Here is a 21,868-nt window from a genome sequence, read left to right on the forward strand (position 1 = left end):
GAGCACTGTGAGCCTATGCACGATTCGGGGGTCTGCGAATAGAGCGCCGACATCAATCTGTGTAAAAGATCACATTGTCAAAGTGTTCACGGCTCTCCGCCCTCCTTGCACCGCATCCGGACGTCCGGGACGCGCGGTAGGGGCAGGACCGAAGGGGTCTCACCGCTCGCCGTTGTAGATCACCATGTGGTTGTGGCCCCGGTTCCGCGGCGTGAACACGCGGACGAACCTGCCGTCGAGGGCGTCGCGCACCTGATCCTCCGTCAGCAGGTACTCGTGGGAGTGCGGGCTCGTCGACGCCGAGGCATCGAGGGGTACCAGGATCCCGTCCCCGCGGTCCTCCTCACAGACGAAGCCCTGCCGGCGATGGTCGTGCTCGTCGTCACCCTCGACCGAGATCACCGGGGTGTTCCGGTTCGTGCAGACCGGTGGCTCGAGTTGCTGCGTCTCCTTTTCGCAGGAGGCGATCGACAGCAGGCCGGGAAGGAACAGGGCCATCGAGAGTCGATTACGGAGCACGGCGGTTCGTCCAGCGTGGGGGGAACGATCGGGAGCCCATGTACGGAGCGGAATCGCTCGCCCCGGGTCAAGAGCACGCCTCCGCCGTGGGCCGCTGCGGTCGAGAAGTCCGGCGTCGCGTCCGATCAGTGGTCGTGACCGTGATGGCCGCAGTGCTCACGGGCGGCCACGAGGGCACCGGTGTCCCGGTGTTCGCCGAGCCAGTTCACCCGGCCCGACTCGATGCCTTGGATCGCGCCCACGACTTTCACGCCGCAACGCGAGCATCGGAGCAGGAGACCTCGGTGGCGAAGGGGTGCTGGCCACCTTCGGCGGTCTCCTGCCGCCGGTCGGCGCCGAAGCGGGGAGAGGTCGACTCGCCGGCGGCGAAGCGGGCGTCTCCGGGTTGCGAACATGTGAGGATCAAGTTTCCACCCTGTCTTTTGCGGCCGCGTATCGCACCTTGCCGATCGGAGTGCGTTCCGACCGCAGCGCTCCCTGTCGGCCGGCCGCGCACCTCACTCCACAGAAACACCGAGGAGAGCGCCATGGAGACCGTGGCTCGCGAGCGTGCGTACAACCCCTTCGAGGTCGCCCAGTCCCAGTTCGACAACATCGCCGAACAGATCGGACTCGACGACGGAATGCGTCAGCTCTTGCGCAATCCCATGCGCGAGTTCCACTTCAACATCCCGGTGCGCCTGGACGACGGATCGACGCGGGTCTTCCGCGGCTTCCGCGTGCAGCACAACGATGCGCGCGGACCGGGCAAGGGAGGGATCCGCTTCCACCCGCAGGAGACCATCGACACCGTGCGGGCCCTGGCCATGTGGATGACGTGGAAGACCGCGGTGGTCGACATCCCGCTGGGCGGCAGCAAGGGCGGCGTGATCTGCGATCCGCACGAGCTGAGCATGCGCGAGCAGGAGCAGATCTGCCGCGGCTGGGTGCGCCAGGTCGCGCGCGACATCGGCCCGATCTCCGACGTCCCCGCTCCCGACGTGATGACCAACTCGCAGCACATGCTGTGGATGCTCGACGAGTACGAGCACATCGCCGGCCAGCACATGCCGGGCATGATCACCGGCAAGCCCGTGGGCATGGGCGGTTCGCTCGGGCGAACGCAGGCCACCGGCTACGGCGTGATCTACACGCTCCGCGAGGCCCTGCGCGAGAAGGACCTCGACCCGCAGAACTGCATCGCCAGCGTGCAGGGCTTCGGCAACGTCGCCCAGTACGCGATCGAACTCTTCGACCAGCTCGGCGGTTCGGTGACCTGCGTGTCGTCGTGGGATCAGAAGGACCGTCGCTCCTACTGCTTCCGCCGTCCGGGCGGGGTCGATCTCGAGCAGCTGCGCGGGGTGACCGATCGCTTCGGCGGGATCGACAAGGAGAAGGCCCAGGACCTGGGCTACGAGCTCCTCCCCGGTGAGCAGTGGATCGAGCAGGAGGTCGACATCCTCATCCCCTGCGCGCTCGAGAACCAGATCAACGAGGACAACGTGGGTCTGGTGAGCGACCGCGTGAAGATCGTGGCCGAGGGTGCGAACGGACCGACCACGCCGGAGGCCGACGCGGCCCTGCGCAAGCGCGGCACCTTTGTCATTCCCGACTTCCTGGCCAACGCCGGCGGGGTCAGCTGCAGTTACTTCGAGCAGGTCCAGAGCAACATGAACTACTACTGGGACATGGACGAGGTCCTGGGCAAGCTCGACACGATCATGACCGCGGCCTATCTCGACGTCAGCAACTTCGCCGAGAAGAAGCACCTCGAGATGCGCGACGCCGCACAGGTCCTGGCCGTGAGCCGGGTGGCGCAGGCCTGCCACGACCGCGGCTGGCTCTGAGTCGCGGTCCACACTCCGGCCCCGGTTCCCCGGAGGGGGTCATGGGAGGATCCGCGGAACGACCCGTGGACGACTTCCGGCGCCGCTCCGGAGGAGTGGGGCCGGGAATCCACCGCATCGGTGCGGGCGAGATCGGCGGCAAGGCCGCCGGTCTCGTCTTCCTGCGCGACGAGGTCGTCGGCCGCATCGACACGAGCCGCTTCGACGGTCTGTCGATCGACGTCCCTCCCATGTCGGTGCTCGGCACGCAGGTGTTCGAGGCCTTCGTCGGGCGCAACGATCTGGACATCGAGCGGCTCTCGGGGCGTTCCGACGCCTGGATCGCCCACGTCTTCCAGCGCGCGAACCTGCCGCCGACGGTGGTCGGCGATCTGCACGCGCTGATCCGCGGGCAGCGACGCCCGTTGGCCGTGCGCTCGAGCAGCCGGCTCGAGGACGCCCTGGCGCACCCCTTCGCGGGCGTGTACGGCACCAAGATGCTGCCCAACGACCAGATCGATTCGTCCACGCGATTCCGGCGGCTGCTCGAGGCGATCAAGTACGTGTACGGCACCACGTGGTCGGCGGCGGCGCGCTCGTACCACGCCTCGCTCGGCCACGAGGTGGGCGACGAGTCCATGGCGGTGGTGCTTCAGGAGGTGGTGGGACGTCGCCACGGCGATCGCTACTACCCCGACCTCTCCGGCGTGGCGCGGTCCTGGAATCCCTACCCGTTGCCCGGTTGCGAGCCCGAGGACGGGGTCGTGAGCCTGGCCCTGGGTCTGGGGCGGCAGATCGTCGACGGAGGGCTCAGCTGGACCTACTGCCCGCGCCGGCCGCGCGTGCAGCCGCCCTGGGCCGACGTCGCCGACCGCGCGCGTAATACGCAGACCACGTTCTGGGCGGTCAACATGGGTCCGCCGCCGGCGCACGATCCCACCCGCGAGACCGAATACCTGGTCGAGCTCGACCTCGCCCGCGCCGAGGACGACGGACGGATCGACCGCTTCGTGTCGAGCTGGGATCGTGCGAACGACCGCTTGCGTCCGGGTCGGATCGGACCGCGGGGCACACCGCGGGTCCTGGACTACGCACCGCTGCTGCAGTACGGCGACCTGCCCTTCAACGATCTCGTGACCGCGCTGATCGAGGCTGCCCGCGACGCGAGCGGGGCCGAGATCGAACTGGAGTTCGCCGCGACCTTCGGGGATGGTCCGCGCGACCCGGCGCACCTGAGCGTGCTGCAGTTGCGTCCCATGGCGGTGCAGGCCGACACGGTCGAGGTCGACGAGGCCGAGCTGCACGATCCGCGGGCGGTCGTGGCGTCGACCTCGGTCCTCGGCGACGGCGACGAGGAACTCCACGACGTGGTGTTCGTGGAACCCGAGGGCTTCGACCGCTCGTACACCCGCGACGTCGCCGCCGAGCTCGCCACGATCAACGACGACCTGGTGCGCGAGGGCCGCCCTTACGTGCTGCTGGGCTTCGGTCGGTGGGGAAGTTCCGACCCCTGGTTGGGAATCCCGGTCGTCTGGGGCCAGATCAGTGGTGTCAGGGTCCTCGTCGAGGCGTCCCTGCAGGAACTCTCGGCCGATCCCAGTCAGGGATCCCACTTCTTGCACAACCTCGTGGGACGCGGTGCGATGATGCTGACCGTGCCCCGGAGCCAACAACCGCCGATCGACTGGGAGCGCCTGCGGGCGATGCCCGAGATCCGTCGCACCCGCTGGTGCCGTCACGTCCGCTCGCCCGCGCCGCTGAGGGTGCGGGTCGACGGTCGCCGGCGCCGAGGAGTCGTCCTGAGTCATGAATGAAGGCCGTGCCTACCGTGGACTGCTCGAAGACCTGCGCGAACGCGCGAAGGAACTCGAATGCCTGTATCGGGTCGAGGAAGAGCTCGCCAGGCCCGACGACTCCCTCGAGGAATCCCTGCAGCGGGTGGTCGGCCTGATCCCCGGCGGGTGGCAGTATCCCGAGAACTGTGCGGCGCTGCTCGAGGTCGAGGGCCAGGTCTACCGTTCGCAGGAGTTCGAGCCCACCCCGCAGATGATCCACGCCGAAATCGAAGTGCAGGGGCGGATCCTGGGCCGCCTGGCCGTCTACTACCTGCAGGACAGTCCGCCCGAGGACGAAGGGCCCTTCCTCTTCGAGGAGGTGCGGCTGATCCGGTCGCTCGCCGACCGCCTGGCCCACCACATCCTCTACTCGAACCTCCAGCAGTCCCAGCTCGTCGGCGGGGGCAACGGGGGGGACGTCCTCGACTGGGCACGGGGACTGCGCCTGCTCCGCGAAGCCGACCGGGAGCAGTACGCTCGGCTCTCGCGGCGTATGCTGAACCACCTGGTGAGCATGGGCGTGACCCCCGCGGCGGACATGCTCGGCCGCCGCGCCGCCGAACTCGCGGAATCGGACAACGAGAACCAGCCCGAACGCACCGTCGCGACCGACCGCGAGCTCCTGCTCTCGGATGCGCCCTTCGACCTGGCTTCGAACCACCTGAGCAACGACGAGATCATGTCGTTGGTGCAGCAGTGGCTGTACGAGGAGAAGGTCGCCGCCTTCAACAAGGTGCTGGCCGACCCCAAGGCGTCGCTGGGAGAGGTGGCCGACGCACTGCGTCGCTTCCGCAGCGTGTCGACGGACATCCAGCAGCACTCGCGTTCGACGGTGGCGGGCCTTCGTGCATCGCTGCTGCGCCGGACCCTTTCGTCGCAGACCGAGTTCATCCGCCTGGCCCGCGACTACGTCGATCCCTTCGACTTCGTCGAGCTCTTCGATCACCTCGTGGTGTCCGACCAGGGCCACGGCACGGTCGGCGGCAAGAGTGCCGGCCTGCTGCTGGCGAACTGGATCCTCGACCGGCGCGGAGCCGAGGATCCCGACGTGCCGCGGGTGAAGGTGCCGCGCGCGTGGTTCCTGACCTCGGACAGCATGGTCGCTTTCATCAAGCACAACGATCTCGAGGGCGTGATCGAGCAGAAGTACAAGGAGATCGACGAGGTTCGGCAGGAGTATCCGAACATCGTCCAGCTCTTCAAGTCGTCGGCCTTCCCGCCGGAGATCGTGAAGGGGTTGTCGGTCGCCCTCGACGACCTCGGTGAGGGCACGCCACTGATCGTGCGGAGCAGCTCGCTGCTCGAGGATCGTCTGGGGACCGCCTTCTCGGGCAAGTACAAGAGTCTGTTCGTGTCGAACCTCGGAACCAAGCGTGAGCGGTTGAACGCATTGATCGACGCGATCGCCGAGGTCTACGCCTCGGTCTTCGGTCCCGACCCCATCGAGTACCGCCGCGATCGCGGTCTGCTGGACTTCCACGAGGAGATGGGCGTCCTGATCCAGGCCGTGGTGGGCAAGCGCGTGGGGCGGTGGTTCCTGCCGGCCTTCGCCGGCGTGGCCTTCAGCCGCAACGAGTTCCGCTGGTCGCCGCGGATCCGCCGCGAGGACGGGATCGTGCGCGTGGTGCCCGGATTGGGTACGCGCGCGGTCGACCGCACCGCTGACGACTACCCGGTGCTCAGTGTACCCGGTCGCCCCGGACTGCGAGCGAACGTGGCGATCGACGAGATCATCCGCTACTCGCCGCGCTGGGTCGACTGCATCGACCTCGAGGACGGCCGCTTCGTGACCATCACACTCGAAGAGTTGCTGCGGGAGGCGGGAACCGACCTCCCGGGGTTCGAACTCGTGTTCTCGTCGGTCGACGGCGATCGACTGCGACCGGCGCACCCTCTGTTGACCGATCCCGAACGCGTCGAGTTGGTGTGTGACTTCGAGGGTCTGCTCTCGAACTCGACCTTCTCGCAGGACGTCCGGCGGATCCTCGACATTCTCGAGGATGCGCTCGAGAGCCCGGTCGACATCGAGTTCGCCCACGACGGCGAGCAGCTCTACCTGTTGCAGTGCCGCCCGCAGAGCTCGTCGTCCGACGAGCGCGCCGACGCCATTCCCCAGGACCTCGACCAGCGTCAGGTGGTGTTCACCGCCAACCGCTACGTGAACAACGGTCACGTACCCGACCTGACGCACATGGTGTACGTCGATCCTCTGCGGTACGCCGAGTTGCCCGGAGAACGCGAGATGCGCGAAGTGGGCCACGCCGTGGGTCGTCTGAACGAATTGCTGCCCAAACGCCAGTTCGCATTGGTGGGACCGGGCCGCTGGGGCAGCCGGGGAGACATCAAGCTGGGCGTGCCGATCACCTACTCCGAGATCAACAACACGGCCCTGTTGATCGAGGTCGCCCGCAACAAGGGTGGCTACGTTCCCGATCTCAGCTTCGGGACCCATTTCTTCCAGGACCTCGTGGAGTCCCAGATCCGCTATCTGCCACTCTATCCCGACGAGAGCGGCGTCGTGTTCAACGAGCCCTTCTTCACGCGGTCGGAGAACCTGCTCGTGCAGCTGGCTCCCGAGTACGCGCACCTCGAGGCGGTGTTGAAGGTGATCGACGTGCCGTCGGTGACCGACGGCCACGTGCTCCGGGTGCTCCTGAACGCCGAACTCGACCAGGCGGTGGCCATGATCTGTGATCCGGAGGACCCGGGGTCGAGCCTCGTCGCGCCACCGCCCTCGCCACTGTCGACGCCCGCGCGCGCGGTGGCCGAGAGCTGGCGTTGGCGACAGCGCATGGCCGAGCGCATCGCGCGGCGGATCCAGCCCGCGGAGAGCGGCGTGGTCGCCATGTACCTCTTCGGCAGCGTCAAGAACGGCACGGCCGGGCCGGGGAGCGACATCGACCTCCTGATCCACTTCCGAGGCGACGAGGCGCAGCGCGCGGACCTTCAACGCTGGCTCGATGGCTGGAGCGAGTGCCTGGCCGAATTGAACTACCTGCGGACGGGATACCACGTCGACAGTCTGCTCGACGTGCACTTCATCGACGACGGGGACATCGAGGAGCAGACGAGTTTCGCGTCCAAGATCGGGGCGATCACCGATGCCGCGGCGCCCCTGCCGCTCGACGGAAAGGACGAGGTCTAGACCTCGATCGGGGCGATGAGCTCCCGCGTGGCGGCTTCGGGCGCCTCGGGTTCGAAACGGACGAGGGCGAGTTCGGGTCCGTCGTGGGCCGCGCTCACGATCGGTGTGTCCCCCACCCGATCGCTCCAGTGGCCGGTCAGGCGTGCAGCCTCGTGCACGTGGCCGTGCAGGCCCATCCACGGCCGGTGCCGTTCGAGGAACCGGCGGACGGCGATGCTGCCGATGTGCACGTCGACCGGCGCGTGGTCGATCGTCTTTCCGTCGAGATCCGCCCGGTCGATGAGCGTGCGGTGCGGTGGGCAGTGGAACAGGCAGAGTGCGCGCGACAACTCGCGGCCTTCGGCCAGACGTTCGAGTTCGTCGGCGATGGTGGCCCACTGCAGCTCGCGTTCGGGCACCGCGATGGTCCGTCGTCCGCCTTCGGGCGGCACACAGCCGGGATCGACGTAGCGGGAGACGTCGTAGCGCTCCCAGTCCTTCAGTTGGAACGGACTGGGGGGAATGGTGGCGTAGCCGCACACCAGCCAGTCCTCGAAGGACACGCAGCGGCGGTGGACGTAGGTCCACAGGCCCTCGGCCGCGTAGCGGAGCACCGCGGCCTCGTGGAAGCGGGCGTCGTCGTTGCCCAGGATCACGAAGACGCGTGGATAGTCCGGTCCCAGTGCCGCTCGCAACGCGCGCAGTCGATCGGCGAGGAACCCCGCGAGGAATCCCTCGGTGCCGCCGGGGATCGCGGGGAGTTTCGCCATTTCGTGCGGGAAGAGGTCGCCTCCGACGAACAGCGCAGCGGGACGTTCGCGGGCGACGACGTCGAAGAGAGCGCGATAGCGTCCGGGCTGACCATGGAGGTCGCTGACGAAGAGACAGGACGGCATGGGCGCTCCGCGTACGGGGGGTGCGGGCGGGGCCGTGGACGGGCTGGACGCCGGTCGAGAGGCTGCGCCTTCGGGCGGGGACGCGCAAGCGCGGAATCGTGCGGTCGGACCGGCTCGTCCTTCCCGTGCGACGGTGGGCCACCTATGCTCGTCCTTCCTCGTTCCCGCCGGATTCCATGACCACCCATCACCCGTGGCTGCAGAAGATCCCGGTGCGCCGCCTCGTCCCGTGGACGACGGCCCTGATCGCCCTGGTGGTCTACGTGCGCACCTCGCATCCGGGCCTCGCGGGCGGCGATTCGGGTGAGCTGGTCGCGGTCGCGCACGAACTCGGGGTCGCGCATCCTCCGGGCTATCCGCTGTACACGCTGCTCGGACACGTGTGGCAGGCGGCTCTGGGTCCCGTGGATCCGGCTCGGAGTCTGAACCTGATGTCGGCCGTGGCCCAGGCGCTCGCGTCGGGGGTGCTGGCCGGGGCCGTCCTGCGGTGGACGGGCCGGCCGCTCGCGGGACTGGCCGCCGGGCTGGCCTGGGCGTTCACCGCACCCGTATGGAAGATGGCGCTCGTCGCCGAGGTCTTCGCGCTCAACGGTCTGCTCGCCGCGACGCTCGTCGCGTGCCTGTTCGCGTTGTTGGTCGACACCGGGGACCACGGTCCCGCACCGCCCCGGCGACGTGCCGTGTGGCCCTGGACCGCGATCTTCCTGGTGTGCGGACTCCTGGTCGCACACCACCACACGCTGGTGCTGCTGGCCGTCCCGGTGGTCGTGGTCGCGAGCGTGCGCATCGCGCGACGGACGCGCGGGCTCGTGGCCCCGTGGCGATTGGTGGGACACGCGGTGGTGGGTGCCGCCGTCGGTGCGAGCCCGCTGCTCCTGCTGCCGATCCGGGCGCGAGCCGGAGACGTCCTGGCGTGGGGGGATCCCGTCGATCCGCGCGGTTTCCTGCACCACCTGCTGCGGAGAGACTACGGAACCCTCTCCCTGGAGCCGGAGTCCTCGGGACTGGTCGCCGACGTCTCGCACGTCGGCCTGTGGCTGCGGTCGATCCCCGTCGAATCGGGGGCGCCCGCCGCGCTCCTGGCCGCCGTCGGAGCGGCGGTCCTCGTGCGTCGCGCGATCGCCGGCCCCGAGCGCACCGCCTCGCAGTCGATGGCCGCCGTCGTGCTCGGGTTCCTCGGGTTGCAGGCGTGGTTCTTCACGCGCGTCGGTTTTCCGGCCGAGCCACTCTACCTGGGCGTGGTCGAGCGCTTCTGGGTCCTGCCGTCGATGATCGTCGCCCTGCTCGCCGGACTGGGGGTGGCCCGGATCGCCGACGTCGCTCCCCGGACCGTGACCGCCGGTGTGGTCGCGGTGTCCGTGCTCTGGCCCGTGGTCGACCACGGACGCACGGTCGACCAGAGCAAGAACTCCTTCGTGGAGGACCTGATCGCGAACGTCGTGGTCTCGGTGCCCGAGGGTGGCGCTCTGTTCGTGCAGGGCGACCTCTTCCACAACGGCCTGGCCGTCGTCACCCGTGTCCGCGACCGGCGGCCCGACCTCGCCTGGGCCGACCAGGAGATCCTCACCTACGGCTGGGGTGTGCGGCGCACCCGCGAGCGGCATCCCGGTCTGCTGCCCGAACCGCTCGGTCGTGACGATCGCTACGCGGGTGACGACCCTGCCTCGTGGAACGTGCATTGGTTCGACCACCTGTACGGACGTCGACCGGTCGCGGTGGTCGGTGTCAAGGAGGACAGCTACGCGGCGCGCTACGCCACCGTCCCGCGGGGGCTCGTGTCGCAGGTGGTCCCTCGTGACGCCGTGCCCACGTTGGAACGGCAGGCGCGCGTGGCCCTCGACCTGATGGGCGATCTCCGCTGGCGCAGCTGGTACCGGAGACAGGATCCGAGGGGTTTCGAGGCCGCCGATCGCTGGCGGCTGGACGAGTTCGCCACGCGAACGTGTCTGCTCGTGTCCCAACCCTTCGCGCGGACTTGGACGCGCGAAGGCGTTCCGGGAATCGCCGCTCTCGAAGAGTTCCTCGACGTCCTCGTGGCACGACCCGACGCGGCATCCACAGATCTCCTGCGTGCCGCCGGACTGGCCAGCGTCGTCGGTTCGGAGCTGCGCGATCCGGTGCGGGCCCGCCGGTTGCTCGAAGCCTTCCTGCGCCGGGAGACGTCGGGCGACCGGGCCGAGGAGGCCCGCCGCGTCCTCCGTGGCCTGTGAGCGGAGCCGGAACCGGTCGTACTTGAGTTCGATTCCGACCAGCTGCTAGGCTTCGTCGGTTCCCTGTCTCCCACACCGAGGTCCCGCATGTTGCGTTCCCTTCGGGGTCCCGTGCTCGTCGCGGTCACCCTCTGGACGGTTCCCACCCTCGTCCAGGCCCAGACCGCACCCCCTCCCCGTGTCGACCAGGTGTCTCCGGCCGACGCGCCCACACCGGGTGGGCGGATCATCACGATCTCCGGTTCGGGCTTCGGGACCGCCACCGGGGCCAACGCGGTCCTCTTCGGCGATCAAGTGGGCCAGATCGTGGACTGGACCGACGTGACGATCGAGGTCGCGACGCCCGAGGCGGATCCCGGCACCGTGGACCTCGTCGTGGTCGAGGGCGTGGACGGTCAGCGTTCCGCTCCCGTGTCGTTCCCCTATGGACCCCTGCTGCTCGAGAGCGTGGCGCCGGACGTGGCCCCGGTCGGCGGCGGGATCACGCTCACGGTCGCGGGCCGGAACTTCGGGCGCGCCTCGGCGTCGCGGACGTGGACCGTGGGCGGAGTGGTCGCCGAGGAACAGGACTTCGTCCCGCACGTGCGTGCCGAGATCCTCGTCCCGTCGCTGCCGGCGACGGGGGCGCAGCCGGTCGAGCTGGTGGTGAACGGAGAGACCGCGTCGAATCCGGTGGACGTCACGGTGGTCGCGGCGACCCCGCAGATCGATGCGCTGCGGCCCGCGAGCGCTCCCACGAGGGGCGGCGTCACGATCACCATCGAGGGGCGGGACTTCGGGGTGGCACCGGGCACGGTGCAGTTCGGGAGCGCGCCGGCCGAGACGCCGACCTGGACCGATGCGCGCATCGAGGCCATCGCGCCGGAGGGTTCGCCCGGACAGACCTCGCTCACGGTGACCTCGGCCGACGGGTCGGCCACGTCGAGCCCTGCGACGTTCGGCTACGATCCGCCCGTGATCGAATCGATCGATCCGGTCTCCGGACCCGTCGGCGGGGGGATCATCATCACCGTCGCCGGTCGGAACTTCGGGACGGCGTCGACCCCGCGGACATGGCTGTTCGGGTCGACACCGGCGTCGGAGATCCAGCCCGTCGACCACGAGCTGGCCACGGTGGTGCTTCCGGCGGCAGGGGCGCCGGGCCCCGTCGAATTCTTCGTGCGGGCGGGGACCGAGACGTCGAACGCGGTGTCCTTCGAGTACCGCTCTTCGGTCGTGATCGGTGACGTGATCCCCGCGACCGCCCCGACCTCCGGTGGCACGACCCTGACGATCATCGGATCGGGCTTCGGTGCCGAACCGGGCACCGTCGCGGTGAACCAGTCGGCGGCACCGGTGCAGCTGTGGAGCGACACCGACGTGGTCGCCACCGTGCCGGAAGGCGCGCCGGGACCGGCTTCGATCCGCGTGACCACGGCCGCAGCCGCGGTCGCGGTCGACGACAGTTCCTTCGGCTACGGTGCTCCCGAAGTCGAGTCGCTCGAACCCGCGACGCTGCCGGCGGTCGGTGGGACCACGTTGACCATCCGCGGCGGCAACTTCGGGCGGGCCTCGGACCCACGGACGGTCACGGTCGACGGTGTTGCGGCCGATGGCGTGATCTGGATCGGCCACGAGCAGCTCCTGGTCACCGCACCGCCGCAGCTGCCCGGTCGCGAGGTCCCCGTGTGCGTCGTCAGCCACGGTGTCTCGGGCTCGTGTGCGACCCTGACGATCGAGCCGCCGCGGATCGACGCGTTGACTCCGGCCAGCGGGCCCATGGCGGGCGGGACGATCATCACCGTCGTCGGCGAGAACTTCGGGGTCGACCGGACCACACCGCGCACGGTCTCCTTCGGGGACGTGTCGTCGGGATCGGTGCAATTCGTCGACGACCGGCAGCTCCTCGCCGAGCTGCCCGAGGCGACCCAGCCGGGTCCCGTCGGGGTGTTCGTCGACGTGGCGGGGGCCGCGGCCAGCCTTCCCGACGGTTTCACCTACGAGCAGGCCACCGGCGTCGACGCCTCGCCATCGCGCTTCGCCCTGTATCCGAACGAGCCGAACCCGTTCTCGTCGCGGACCACGATCGCCATGGACCTCCCTCGAGCGAGCGACTACGTGCTCACCGTGTTCGACGTCCGCGGCCGGATGGTGCGGCAGATCGAGGACCGGGCCGGACCGGGCCGGATCCTTCTCGGCTGGGACGGTACCGATGCCCTGGGACGGCCGCTGGCGTCGGGCGTGTACTTCTACCGTCTCGAGGCCCCCGACTTCCGGGAGGCGCGGCGCATGGTCCTGATGCGCTGAACGGCCCCCACGGCCGGGCGACGCCGGATCGCCCGGTACCCGGCCGGGGCCGCCCCCACGTGGATGTGGGGCTTCCCCCTGGCTTCGGGCCCGCCGAACCGATACCTTCGGAGACCTGTGCCGCCCGTCGCTCCCCCCTTGGCCCGGCATGCCCCAGACCGAACCCCCGGCGCGCGAGCGCCGCACCGCCTTCACGCGCTTCCTCGACATCGTCGAGTGGCTCGGCAACCTGTTGCCGCACCCGGTCACGCTCTTCGCGCTGTTCTGCCTGGCCGTGATCGGCGGCTCGGGCATCGCCGCGGCGCTGGGGCTGCAGGTGGACGACCCGAGGCCCGAGGGCGCGGCCGGCCGCGCCGCCGACGGGATCATCGAGGTGATCAGCCTGACCAACGCCGAGGGCCTGCGGCGGATCCTCGAGAACCTGGTCGACAACTTCGTGAACTTCGTGCCGCTGGGAACGGTGCTGGTGGCCATGCTCGGGGTGGGGGTGGCCGAGCGCTCCGGTCTGTTGGGCGCGGCGATCCGGGCCCTGGTGCTGCGCGCGCCGCGGCGGCTGGTCACCTACTTCATCGTGCTGGCCGGCGTTCTGTCGAACACGGCCTCGGAGATGGGCTACGTGGTGCTCGTGCCGCTGGCCGGCGTGATCTACCACTCGCTCGGTCGCCATCCGCTCGCGGGCATGGCCGCGGCCTTCGCCGGCGTCTCGGGCGGTTACAGCGCCAACCTGTTCATCGGCACGGTCGATCCGTTGCTCGCCGGGATCACCGAGGCCTCGGCGCAGTTGCTCGATCCCGACTACACCGTGAACCCGGCGGCCAACTGGTTCTTCATGGCCATCAGCACCTTCATGGTCACGCTCGTCGCCGGGTGGGTGAGTCTCTCGCTGGTCGAGCCCAAGCTCGGGCCCTACGACGCCTCGAAGGCCGCCGACGACGTCGGCGACGCCAAGGCCGCCGAGCCCCTCACGCGTATCGAGTGGAAGGGCCTGGCCTGGGCCGGGGCGACCCTGCTCGCGCTCAACCTGATCGTCGTCGCGCTGGCGGTTCCCGAGAACGCCCCGTTGCGCAATCCCGAGACGGGTCTTCTGGTCGGTCCGGGCGGATCGCCGCTGCTGTCGAGCGTGGTGGCCTTCATCTTCGTGTTCTTCATCGTGCCCGGTTTCGTCTACGGGCGCGTGACCGGCGTGATGAAGAACGACCGTGACGTGATCGACGCCATGGCCGGAGCCATGAGCAGCATGGGTCTGTACATCGTGCTGGTGTTCTTCGCGGCACAATTCGTGGCCATGTTCGGGTGGACCCAGCTCGGCAGCATCACCGCGGTGTTGGGTGCGCAGTTCCTGCGCGACGTCGGCATGACCGGACCCGAGGTCTTCGTCTTCTTCATTCTGATCTGCGGCTTCGTCAATCTCATGCTGGGCAGCGCGAGCGCGCAGTGGGCGATCACCGCACCGATCTTCGTGCCCATGCTCATGCTGATCGGTTTCAGTCCCGAGGTGATCCAGGCGGCGTATCGGATCGGCGACTCTTCGACGAACATCATCACGCCCATGATGAGTTACTTCGGGTTGATCCTGGCGTCGGCCGCGCGCTACGAGAAGGACCTCGGGATCGGCACCATGATCGCCATGATGCTGCCCTACTCGATGTTCTTCCTCGTGGCGTGGACGATCCTCTTCTACGTGTGGACCTTCCTGCTCGGGATGCCGGTCGGGCCTGGGTCGCCGCATCACTACCCGGCGGGATGATCTACTGCTCGTCGTCTCTCTCGGTCGGGCTCTCGCCGGGCGGCCGGTCGGGCTCGGTCCGATGGCTCGGTTCGACGCTCGGGTGCGGACTCCCGGCGGCTTCGGCCTGGACGTGGAGCACCGCCTGCTGCACGAGTTCGTTCGCCGAACCGATCCCCAGCTTCGTCTTGATCCGTTCCCTATAGGTCTGAACGGTCTTGAAGCCGACGTGCAGACACTCGGAGATCTCCCGTGAGGTCCGTCCCTCGCCGAGCATGCGGAACACCGAGAGCTCGCGGTCGGTCAGTTGTTCCACGGGAGATCCGGAACCGGTCGGATCGTGGTGGAAGAAGCGACTGGCGATCTCGGACTGGAGCCGGTCGCTGAGGTACACGCCACCGGCCTCGATGCGGCGGATGGCTTCGACCAGCACCTCCGGGGGCTCGCTCTTCATCACGTATCCCCGCGCTCCGGCCCGGAGTGCACGCTCGGCGTAGTTCCGCTCGCCGTGCATCGAGAGCATGATCACGCGCACGCGTGGCCAGCGGGGAACGATCTGTTTGACCAGTTCCAGGCCATCGGCTCGGCCGAGCGAGATGTCGACGAGTGCGAAGTCCACGGGCTCGCGCTCGAGCACGTCGAAGGCTTCGCGCGGAGACCGCGCGGAGCCGACCACGGCGAGGCCGTCGACCTGCTCGAGGAAGGCGGAGACGCCGACGTGGAAGAAGGCGTGGTCATCGATGAGCAGTATGTGTAGCTTGCCCGATCCTTGCTTTCGTTCGTTCTCCTTCACGGTCCACCTCACTCCTCTCGGTGGCTCGTGCGCCCGCTCGGGGCAGCGCGTGACGATCGTGGCCGGCGATGATAGCAGAACGGCGGCATGGACATCCAATCGATGCCCACCGTCCAACCGATCACGTTCCCGCAACGCGGGGCGATTTTCGGGTCAAGGCCCGCACGACGCGACGAGCGGGTGCCTGACGGGCTCCTAGGAATCCTTCGGACAGACATCTCGCTCCGGCCGACGTAGCGTCTGGTTCGTTCGAATGGTCTCCAGCCGTCTGCCCCACGCAGAAGCCGGAGGCTCGCGGGCCGTGTCCGAGACCGACCGGACATCGACTCCGCCCAGACCCCGCGCATTCGATGGAGCACGAGCCATGAAGGGTGCATTCCCCTGCACAGAGCTCCCCCGGGCACTCCTGTGCTCGATGGAGGGTCTGGCCACCGCCATGGCGGTGCACGACTCCCACACCTTCGCCCACCAGGAAAGGGTTTCCCGACTGGTTCGCGAACTCGGACGAAGCCTGGAGCTGAGCGCCGAGAGTATTGCGATGCTCGGCTGGGCCGGCTACCTGCACGACGTCGGGAAGCTCGGTGTACCGAGCGCGCTGCTGCAGCGTCCGGACGAACTCGGACCCGGCGAGACCCTGCACGTGCGGTCGCACGCGGTGCTCGGAACTCAGATGCTGCGCCACATCGGCTTTCCCGATCGGATGTGTGACATCGTCAAGCAACATCACGAGCGACTGGACGGGAGTGGATATCCCGAGGGCCTGATCGCTCCGCAGTTGTCGATCGAGGCGCGTGTGCTCGCCGTGGCCGACGTCGCGGACGCCATGCTGTCCCGCCGTCCCTACCGGCCGGCGCGTGAATTGCACCAGGTCTTCGACGCATTGGCTCTCGGTTCCGGGCGACTCTACGATGCCGTGGTGGTGGACGCCGCTTTCGAGGTCCTCGACGCGCGTGTCGAAGAGGCGCTGGAGTCGACCCCGGTCGCCTGAAGGTGAGGGTCGATCTTCCGTCCGTCTCGCCCTATTCTGCCCCTCCCGGCCGCCGGACCGCCTGTGGTCCAGCCTTGGACGCGCGGTGGTCGTCCGGGCGCCGGGTCCTGCATCTCGACGGAGTCACGGCATGGGAGAGGAAGCGAAGAAGATCGTCCTGGTCGACGACCACGCGGTGGTGCGCAGTGGCGTGGCGGCGATGCTGGCGCGAGTTCCCGGGATGGAGGTGGTCGAACAGGCCGGTGATGGCGCTGCCTTCTTCCGCGCGCTCGCGGAACACGAGCCCGACCTCGCGGTGGTCGATCTCTCCCTTCCCGATGCCGACGGGCTCGAGTTGATCAAGGACGCGGCTGCGCGGTATCCGGATCTGAAGATCCTGGTCCTGTCCATGCACGCCGAACGGACCTACGCCGAGCGCGCGATCCGGGCCGGCGCGCGCGGATACGTGATGAAGTCGGAGGAGCCGGCCGCACTGGTCGAGGCCGTGCGGCGGGTACTCGACGGCGGAATCCATCTGAGCGAGTCGATGCAGCAGGTCTTCGTGATGCGAGTGGCCTCGGGACACGACGTCACCGATCCCGGCTTGCTGAGCCGCCTCACCGATCGCGAACTCACGGTCTTCCGCATGCTCGGAGAGGGATTCGGGACCAACGAGATCGCCGAGCGATTGAACATCAGTGCCAAGACGGTGCAGACCTACCGGGAGCGACTGAAGCAGAAACTCTCGCTGAAGTCGGGCCGTGAACTGGTGCGGCAGGCGACGCTCTTCGTCGAACGACCGGTCTCGGAGTGAGTAGATCCGTCCCGCAGGACGCGGTCTGTAGGATCTCGCACCACGAGCGATACGGCGCACACACCACTCCCGCCACGACCAACGAGCCGATCGTGCTCCCGTCGAGTTCGACGACACTGTAACGGACGGGAAGAACCGTGGCGATCCACGCCCCACGGACCCCACAGGCTTCCCGGACGACAGAGGACCCACGATGATCGATCGGCCGACGAGCCCGCCGACGCGGGACGAATACGTGCACATGGTGAACCTCGGTCTCGACACCGTCGGCCGTGGGGTCCTGTTGATCGACGCGACGGGTCGCATCCTGGCCCTCAACGCATACGCCGCCCGCACCCTCGGGATCGAACGCCCGCTGCGTGCTTCGGACGACCTCCGTCTGGAGGACGGCTTCCCCGTCCTCGTCGACCTCTCCGGGCGTGAACTGGCGCCGTCCGAACGGCCCGCGCTCGGGGTGCTCGACGACGGCTCGGTCCACGAGCCCACCGTTCTGGGCTTGCTTCGTGATGACTCCGACCAGCCGTTGTGGCTGGAGGTCTCGGCCAGCCCCTTGCTCGACGCCGAGGGGCAGCTCTGGGGGGTGCTCGAGACCTTCGTCGATGCCGACCGCCGGATCGAGACCCACGGGCGGCTGCACGAGCTGTCGTCGATCGCCGAGGCGACCGACAACGGCGTGGTCGTCACCGATCTCGATCGCAAGGTGCTTTGGAGCAACCCCGCGTTCACGCGCATGACCGGATACACGGCCGAGGAAGCCAAGGGCCGCAAGCCCGGGGACCTGCTCCAGTGCGAGGAGACCGACGCCGAGACCATCGAGCGCATGCGCCGCAGCCTGGATGCCGGCGAGGGTTTCCACGAAGAGCTGCTGAACGTCATGAAGGACGGGCGCAAGCGCTGGATCGATCTCGAGGTCCAGCCGCTGTACGACGCTCTGGGCCATCACACCCGGTGGATGGGAGTGAAGCGCGACATCACCGAGCGCGTCGACATCGATGCCCGGATGCGCGCGATGACGCACCGTGCCCGAGCCGATGCGGAGGCCCTGCAGTTGGCCCTGGAGCGGGCCGAGCGTCTCACCCACCAGGCGCAGGCCGCCACCCGTGCCAAGGACGAGTTCCTGCGGAACACGGGGCACGAGATCCGGACACCGCTCAACGGTGTGCTGACGGCAGCGTCGGCCCTTCGCGAGAGTCTCCGGGACCGCGAGCAGATCGAGCTCCTGCAGATCGTGCAGGACTCCGGCGAGCGGCTCCTGCGACTGCTCGACAACGTCCTGCAGTACGCGAACATCGCAGCCGGCGATCTGACCGTTCGTCCGAGGCCCTTCGCCCTCGACGGGCTGGTACGAGGAATGGAGTCACTGTATCGCCCGCTGGCCGCGTCGCGAGGCGTCGAGCTCCAGGTCGAGGTTTCTCCGCCGGACCTCCCGATGGTCGAGGGCGACACGGGCCTCCTGCAGCGCCTGCTCAGCCTCCTGCTCGACAACGCCGTGGACGCGGCGAGAGCGCACATGACCCTGAGGGCCGTCGCCCGGCGTCGGGGTCGGTCCTGGAACGTACGCTTCGAGGTCTGCGACGACGGGTCCGGCGTCGCGCCCGAGGACGTAGAGAGGATCTTCGAGCCCTTCCGGCAACGTGACGGCTCCGCCAGTCGAGACCGGCAGGGGCTGGGGCTGGGTCTGGCCATCGTCCGTGGACTGGTCGAGCGGATGGGCGGGCGTCTCACGCTGGACTCGGGTCCCGACCAGCACACGTGTTTCGCCGTCGAGTTCTGCCTAACGGCTTCGGCCGCGGCCCCACCGTTCGATGGATCTGCGGACGACGAACTCGACGACGCGTTGGCCTGTGTGCGCGAGGCACGCCCCCGCGTCTTGCTGGTGGAGGACCCGGACCACCCGCTCACGGTGTTGTTCCGAACGCTCACCCTGCTGGGAGCGCGGGTCGAGATCGTGGCCGGCGGATCATTTCATCCGCATCGGATCGAAGGTCGTCGTGTCGACGTGGTGATCGTCGACGAGTCCGTCGCGTCGAGTCCTGAATTCGCTTCCAGTGCCTTGGGCGTTGCCGACGACGTCGATCTGGTCCTGCGCTCTTCGAACGGGACCGCGGGATCTCCGCCCGCTGGATTCCGCGCGGTCCTGCGCGAGCCGGTCGATCTCGAGTCGCTCGCGGGAGTCCTCACCGCAGTGTGATCGCAATACCTCGGACTCCGACTCCGGCAGGCATGGCCGGGGCCGTGCGTTCAGGCGTCCTGGGGTATGACGGGTTCATCGCCCGAGGCCGAGGCTTTCCGGATCGGCTGCCGCGGGCCGACGACGCGCAGGGTGGTTCCGCTCTCCGGATCGGACTCGATCTGCAGTTCTGCGCCGATGGCTCGGGCTCGTTCACGGATTCCGATCAGTCCCCAGTTCTCGTGTCTGGAACGAGCGGGCGAGGCGTCCGTGCCGAAGCCCCGGCCGTCATCGCTGACGACGAGCTCGTAGCGGTCGCCGCGGAGACGGAACGACGCACTGATGTTGTGCGCGCCGGAATGCTTTGCGGCATTCAGTGTGGCTTCCTGGGCGATCCGGTAGAGCTCGATCTCGATGTCCGGGTCGAGACGCCCGGCGTCACCCCGGAATTCCAGTGTCGCGTCGGTGATGCGTGCCGTCTGGTCGCCCAGGGACTCCAGGGCGGGACCGACGCCGAACTCGTGCAGCACCGCCGGGCGTAGGACCGACAGCATGGAACGGACCTTGTCGGTCATGTGCACCGACGTGCGAGCGAGTTGTGTCAGGATGGCGCGCTCGTTCTCCGACGCACTCGGGCCCATCTCCGCTCGCAGGGACTCCAGCAGGTATCGAAACGCGGTGATGTCCTGGCCGAGGTCGTCGTGGAGGTCACGCGCGATGCGTTGCCGTTCATGTTCGGCGCTCCGGCTGAGCCGCCTCGACAGAAGACGTACCTCTTCCACGAGGTCCAGCTGCTCCCGGAGGGCGTCGCGCAGATGGTCTTCGGTGTCCTCGAGACGGGTGGTCTTGGTCTGCAGGCTGTTGGCCATGCCGTCGATGGCGCGCCCGATCACCGAGATCTCGTCGACCCCTCGCAAGGCGATGCGGGCTCGGAGATCTCCGCGACGCAGCCGCCGTAGTCGATCGACGACCAACCGCACGCGCGAGAGCAGCGCGTGGTTCAGCCATGCCCACAGCAGGCCGATCGCGGCCACGTGGCCGGCGGCGCTGACGGCGAACTGGATCGCGGCCGTGCGGCGGACGGCCTCTCGGGTGCGGCTCGTGTCGAAGTCGAGCACCACGGCTGCGGTCCGCCGGGAGAAGAACGAGCCGTCGGGGTCGTGCATCCGCAGGGGGAGGGCCACGAGGAGTTCCGCGCGGGCACGGTCGCGAGCGTGTTGCGTCGTCAGGGTCTCCATTGCACGTCTGACGACCGGAACGAGGTCGCCGTCGAGGACGGAATCCAGAGGTGCGCCTTCCAGTGCGAGGTCGTCCGCGGTGAGCACGACACCGTTCTGGTCGACGACCAGGGCGCGTTCCAGGTCGGGATCCGCGCGGCAGCTCACGAGATTCCGGCGCGCGCCGTCGATCGCACCACGACGGATCGAGGACTCGATCGCCACCGTGGTCGGAGCGCCCATGGCGCGGCCCTTCTCGGCCATCTGGACTCCGACCCGCTCGTCCGCCGAATCCATGTGTAGCCAGGCCTGGATCCCCAGGACGGGAACCAGGAGCAGCAGGAGTGCTACGGGGATCGCGTGTCGAAAGCTGATGTTCACGGCGCGGGCCCGTCGAAGAAGCGGCCATCGGGCAGGCGCTGCAGATCGACATCACGGCGGACGATGCCCCAGCGCCGGAGTACCGTCTCACAGCGTTCCAGGATCTCGATCATGGATTCCGGTTGCTCCACCAGGAGCCGGCGGTTGTCCTCGGCGTCGAGGATCTCGACGTCGGCGAGCATCCGGCGGTATTCCGCTTCCGATATCGGCCCCCGTCGAGCCCCGAACTCCACGAGCCGCGCGGACCCGGCGCCGATCCGGTCGAGTGTTTCCGTCCAGCCGTCGATCAGGTGATCGAACACTCGGTCCTTCGTCTCGAGAACGCTCTTGCGTGTCAGGAGAACGTCGACGATCTCCCACGGAATCGCCGACGAGTCGAAGACGACGTGCAAACCGTTCAGCGTCATGGCGCGATGCGCGTAGGGCTGATGGGTGACGAGGGCATCGAGATCGTGCTCGTCGAAGGCATGTCGGTGGTCGGCGATGTCCACCGAGACCAACTCGACGTCCTCGACCTCGAGATCCGCATGGCGCAGCAGCCCATCGAGGACGTGCGCACTCGAAGGGTTCACCTCGAGCCCGATCCGTCCGCCCCGAAGGTCGGCCATGGTCGCGATCTCCGTTCTGGCCAGGACCAGGTCGGCACCGACCGAGTGGCTGATGGTGAAGACGATGTTCAGCTCGGGAATCGACTGCGCCAGATCCACCGCGAAGTCGGCGGTCAGACAGGCCGCGTCGACGCCGCCGAGACGAAAGGCACTGGCGAGGTCAGCGGGATTCTCGAATTCGACGCAGTCGATCCGATCCTCGTCGAGGATGTCGATCTCGCCCGCCAGATGCACCGGTTCGGCACCCGGCCAGTCGAGCAGACCGAGTCGAAGGTCGGGCTCCTCCTGGTCGGTACACGCGGTCAGGAGGAGCAGCGACGCGAGGAGGTGGAATCGACACGCCATGATGGCAACGATTCAACCCGCCGTTTCGTCCAGACGTCTAGCCGAGGCGACCCTCGACCTCGGATGGGGACGTTCCCGATCTCAGGCGCCGTCGGGATCGGCCATGCGGGCGGCTCGCTCCATGACCGTGGTGTGCAGGTCCCGCTTGTACTGCACGATCCGCTCGCGCAGG

At 68.4% G+C, this 21,868-nt stretch carries 14 protein-coding genes; 9 read left to right on the forward strand and 5 right to left on the reverse strand.

Annotation, left to right across the window (positions count from 1 at the left end; all coding sequences use genetic code 11):
• Positions 1-159 precede the first annotated feature (159 nt).
• Complete coding sequence (locus tag VKA86_10890; GenBank protein ID HKK71714.1) at positions 160-519, reverse strand: hypothetical protein; 360 nt, start codon at positions 517-519, stop codon at positions 160-162.
• Between the two features lie 527 nt (positions 520-1,046).
• On the opposite strand from VKA86_10890, the gene VKA86_10895 reads away from it, so the two are divergent.
• From VKA86_10895 to VKA86_10905, 3 genes are read left to right on the forward strand one after another with little or no spacing between them, the layout of a single operon-like run.
• On the forward strand, positions 1,047-2,345 hold the full coding sequence (locus tag VKA86_10895) for a Glu/Leu/Phe/Val dehydrogenase (protein ID HKK71715.1): 1,299 nt from the start codon (positions 1,047-1,049) through the stop codon (positions 2,343-2,345).
• Between the two features lie 41 nt (positions 2,346-2,386).
• A complete protein-coding gene (locus tag VKA86_10900) occupies positions 2,387-4,138 on the forward strand; it encodes a PEP/pyruvate-binding domain-containing protein (protein HKK71716.1) in 1,752 nt (583 codons plus the stop codon).
• Positions 4,131-7,304 (forward strand): PEP/pyruvate-binding domain-containing protein, encoded by a 3,174-nt coding sequence (locus VKA86_10905; protein ID HKK71717.1) that lies wholly within the window; start codon positions 4,131-4,133, stop codon positions 7,302-7,304. Before VKA86_10900 ends, VKA86_10905 begins: the two co-directional genes overlap by 8 nt.
• Here VKA86_10905 and VKA86_10910 read toward each other — a convergent pair.
• Positions 7,301-8,179, reverse strand: a complete 879-nt coding sequence (locus VKA86_10910) for a metallophosphoesterase (GenBank protein HKK71718.1) — start codon at positions 8,177-8,179, stop codon at positions 7,301-7,303. The genes VKA86_10905 and VKA86_10910 overlap by 4 nt on opposite strands.
• A gap of 176 nt (positions 8,180-8,355) precedes the next feature.
• Here VKA86_10910 and VKA86_10915 point away from each other — a divergent pair, with 176 nt between their 5' ends.
• The 3 genes from VKA86_10915 (at position 8,356) to VKA86_10925 (ending at position 14,422) form a co-directional block, all read left to right on the forward strand.
• Positions 8,356-10,389 (forward strand): DUF2723 domain-containing protein, encoded by a 2,034-nt coding sequence (locus VKA86_10915; GenBank protein ID HKK71719.1) that lies wholly within the window; start codon positions 8,356-8,358, stop codon positions 10,387-10,389.
• A gap of 87 nt (positions 10,390-10,476) precedes the next feature.
• Positions 10,477-12,675 carry an IPT/TIG domain-containing protein gene (locus tag VKA86_10920; protein ID HKK71720.1) on the forward strand — a complete coding sequence of 733 codons (2,199 nt, stop codon included), beginning with the start codon at positions 10,477-10,479 and terminating at the stop codon, positions 12,673-12,675.
• A 148-nt stretch (positions 12,676-12,823) separates the two neighbouring features.
• A complete protein-coding gene (locus VKA86_10925) occupies positions 12,824-14,422 on the forward strand; it encodes an AbgT family transporter (GenBank protein HKK71721.1) in 1,599 nt (532 codons plus the stop codon).
• 1 nt (position 14,423) lies between these two features.
• On the opposite strand, the gene VKA86_10930 is transcribed toward VKA86_10925, so the two are convergent.
• Entirely contained in the window at positions 14,424-15,194 is a 771-nt protein-coding gene (locus VKA86_10930) for a response regulator transcription factor (protein ID HKK71722.1), read from the reverse strand.
• Positions 15,195-15,558: 364 nt separating this feature from the next.
• On the opposite strand from VKA86_10930, the gene VKA86_10935 reads away from it, so the two are divergent.
• The 3 genes from VKA86_10935 to VKA86_10945 all read left to right on the forward strand — a co-directional run bounded on the left by VKA86_10935 (position 15,559) and on the right by VKA86_10945 (position 19,166).
• Positions 15,559-16,182, forward strand: coding sequence for an HD domain-containing phosphohydrolase (locus VKA86_10935; GenBank protein ID HKK71723.1), 624 nt, complete (start codon positions 15,559-15,561; stop codon positions 16,180-16,182).
• A 130-nt stretch (positions 16,183-16,312) separates the two neighbouring features.
• Positions 16,313-16,975 carry a response regulator transcription factor gene (locus tag VKA86_10940; protein ID HKK71724.1) on the forward strand — a complete coding sequence of 221 codons (663 nt, stop codon included), beginning with the start codon at positions 16,313-16,315 and terminating at the stop codon, positions 16,973-16,975.
• A gap of 193 nt (positions 16,976-17,168) precedes the next feature.
• The gene (locus VKA86_10945; GenBank protein HKK71725.1) at positions 17,169-19,166 is read left to right on the forward strand and encodes a PAS domain S-box protein; all 1,998 of its coding nucleotides are present in this window, start codon (positions 17,169-17,171) and stop codon (positions 19,164-19,166) included.
• Between the two features lie 50 nt (positions 19,167-19,216).
• Here the strand turns inward: VKA86_10945 and VKA86_10950 are convergent, their stop codons facing one another.
• Together VKA86_10950 and VKA86_10955 are read right to left on the reverse strand one after the other, a co-directional pair.
• A complete protein-coding gene (locus VKA86_10950; protein ID HKK71726.1) occupies positions 19,217-20,743 on the reverse strand; it encodes a sensor histidine kinase in 1,527 nt (508 codons plus the stop codon).
• Complete coding sequence (locus tag VKA86_10955; GenBank protein ID HKK71727.1) at positions 20,740-21,696, reverse strand: ABC transporter substrate-binding protein; 957 nt, start codon at positions 21,694-21,696, stop codon at positions 20,740-20,742. Before VKA86_10955 ends, VKA86_10950 begins: the two co-directional genes overlap by 4 nt.
• Positions 21,697-21,868: the final 172 nt, after the last annotated feature.

This window comes from Candidatus Krumholzibacteriia bacterium (assembly GCA_035268685.1).
Lineage (GTDB): Bacteria > Krumholzibacteriota > Krumholzibacteriia > JAJRXK01 > JAJRXK01 > JAJRXK01.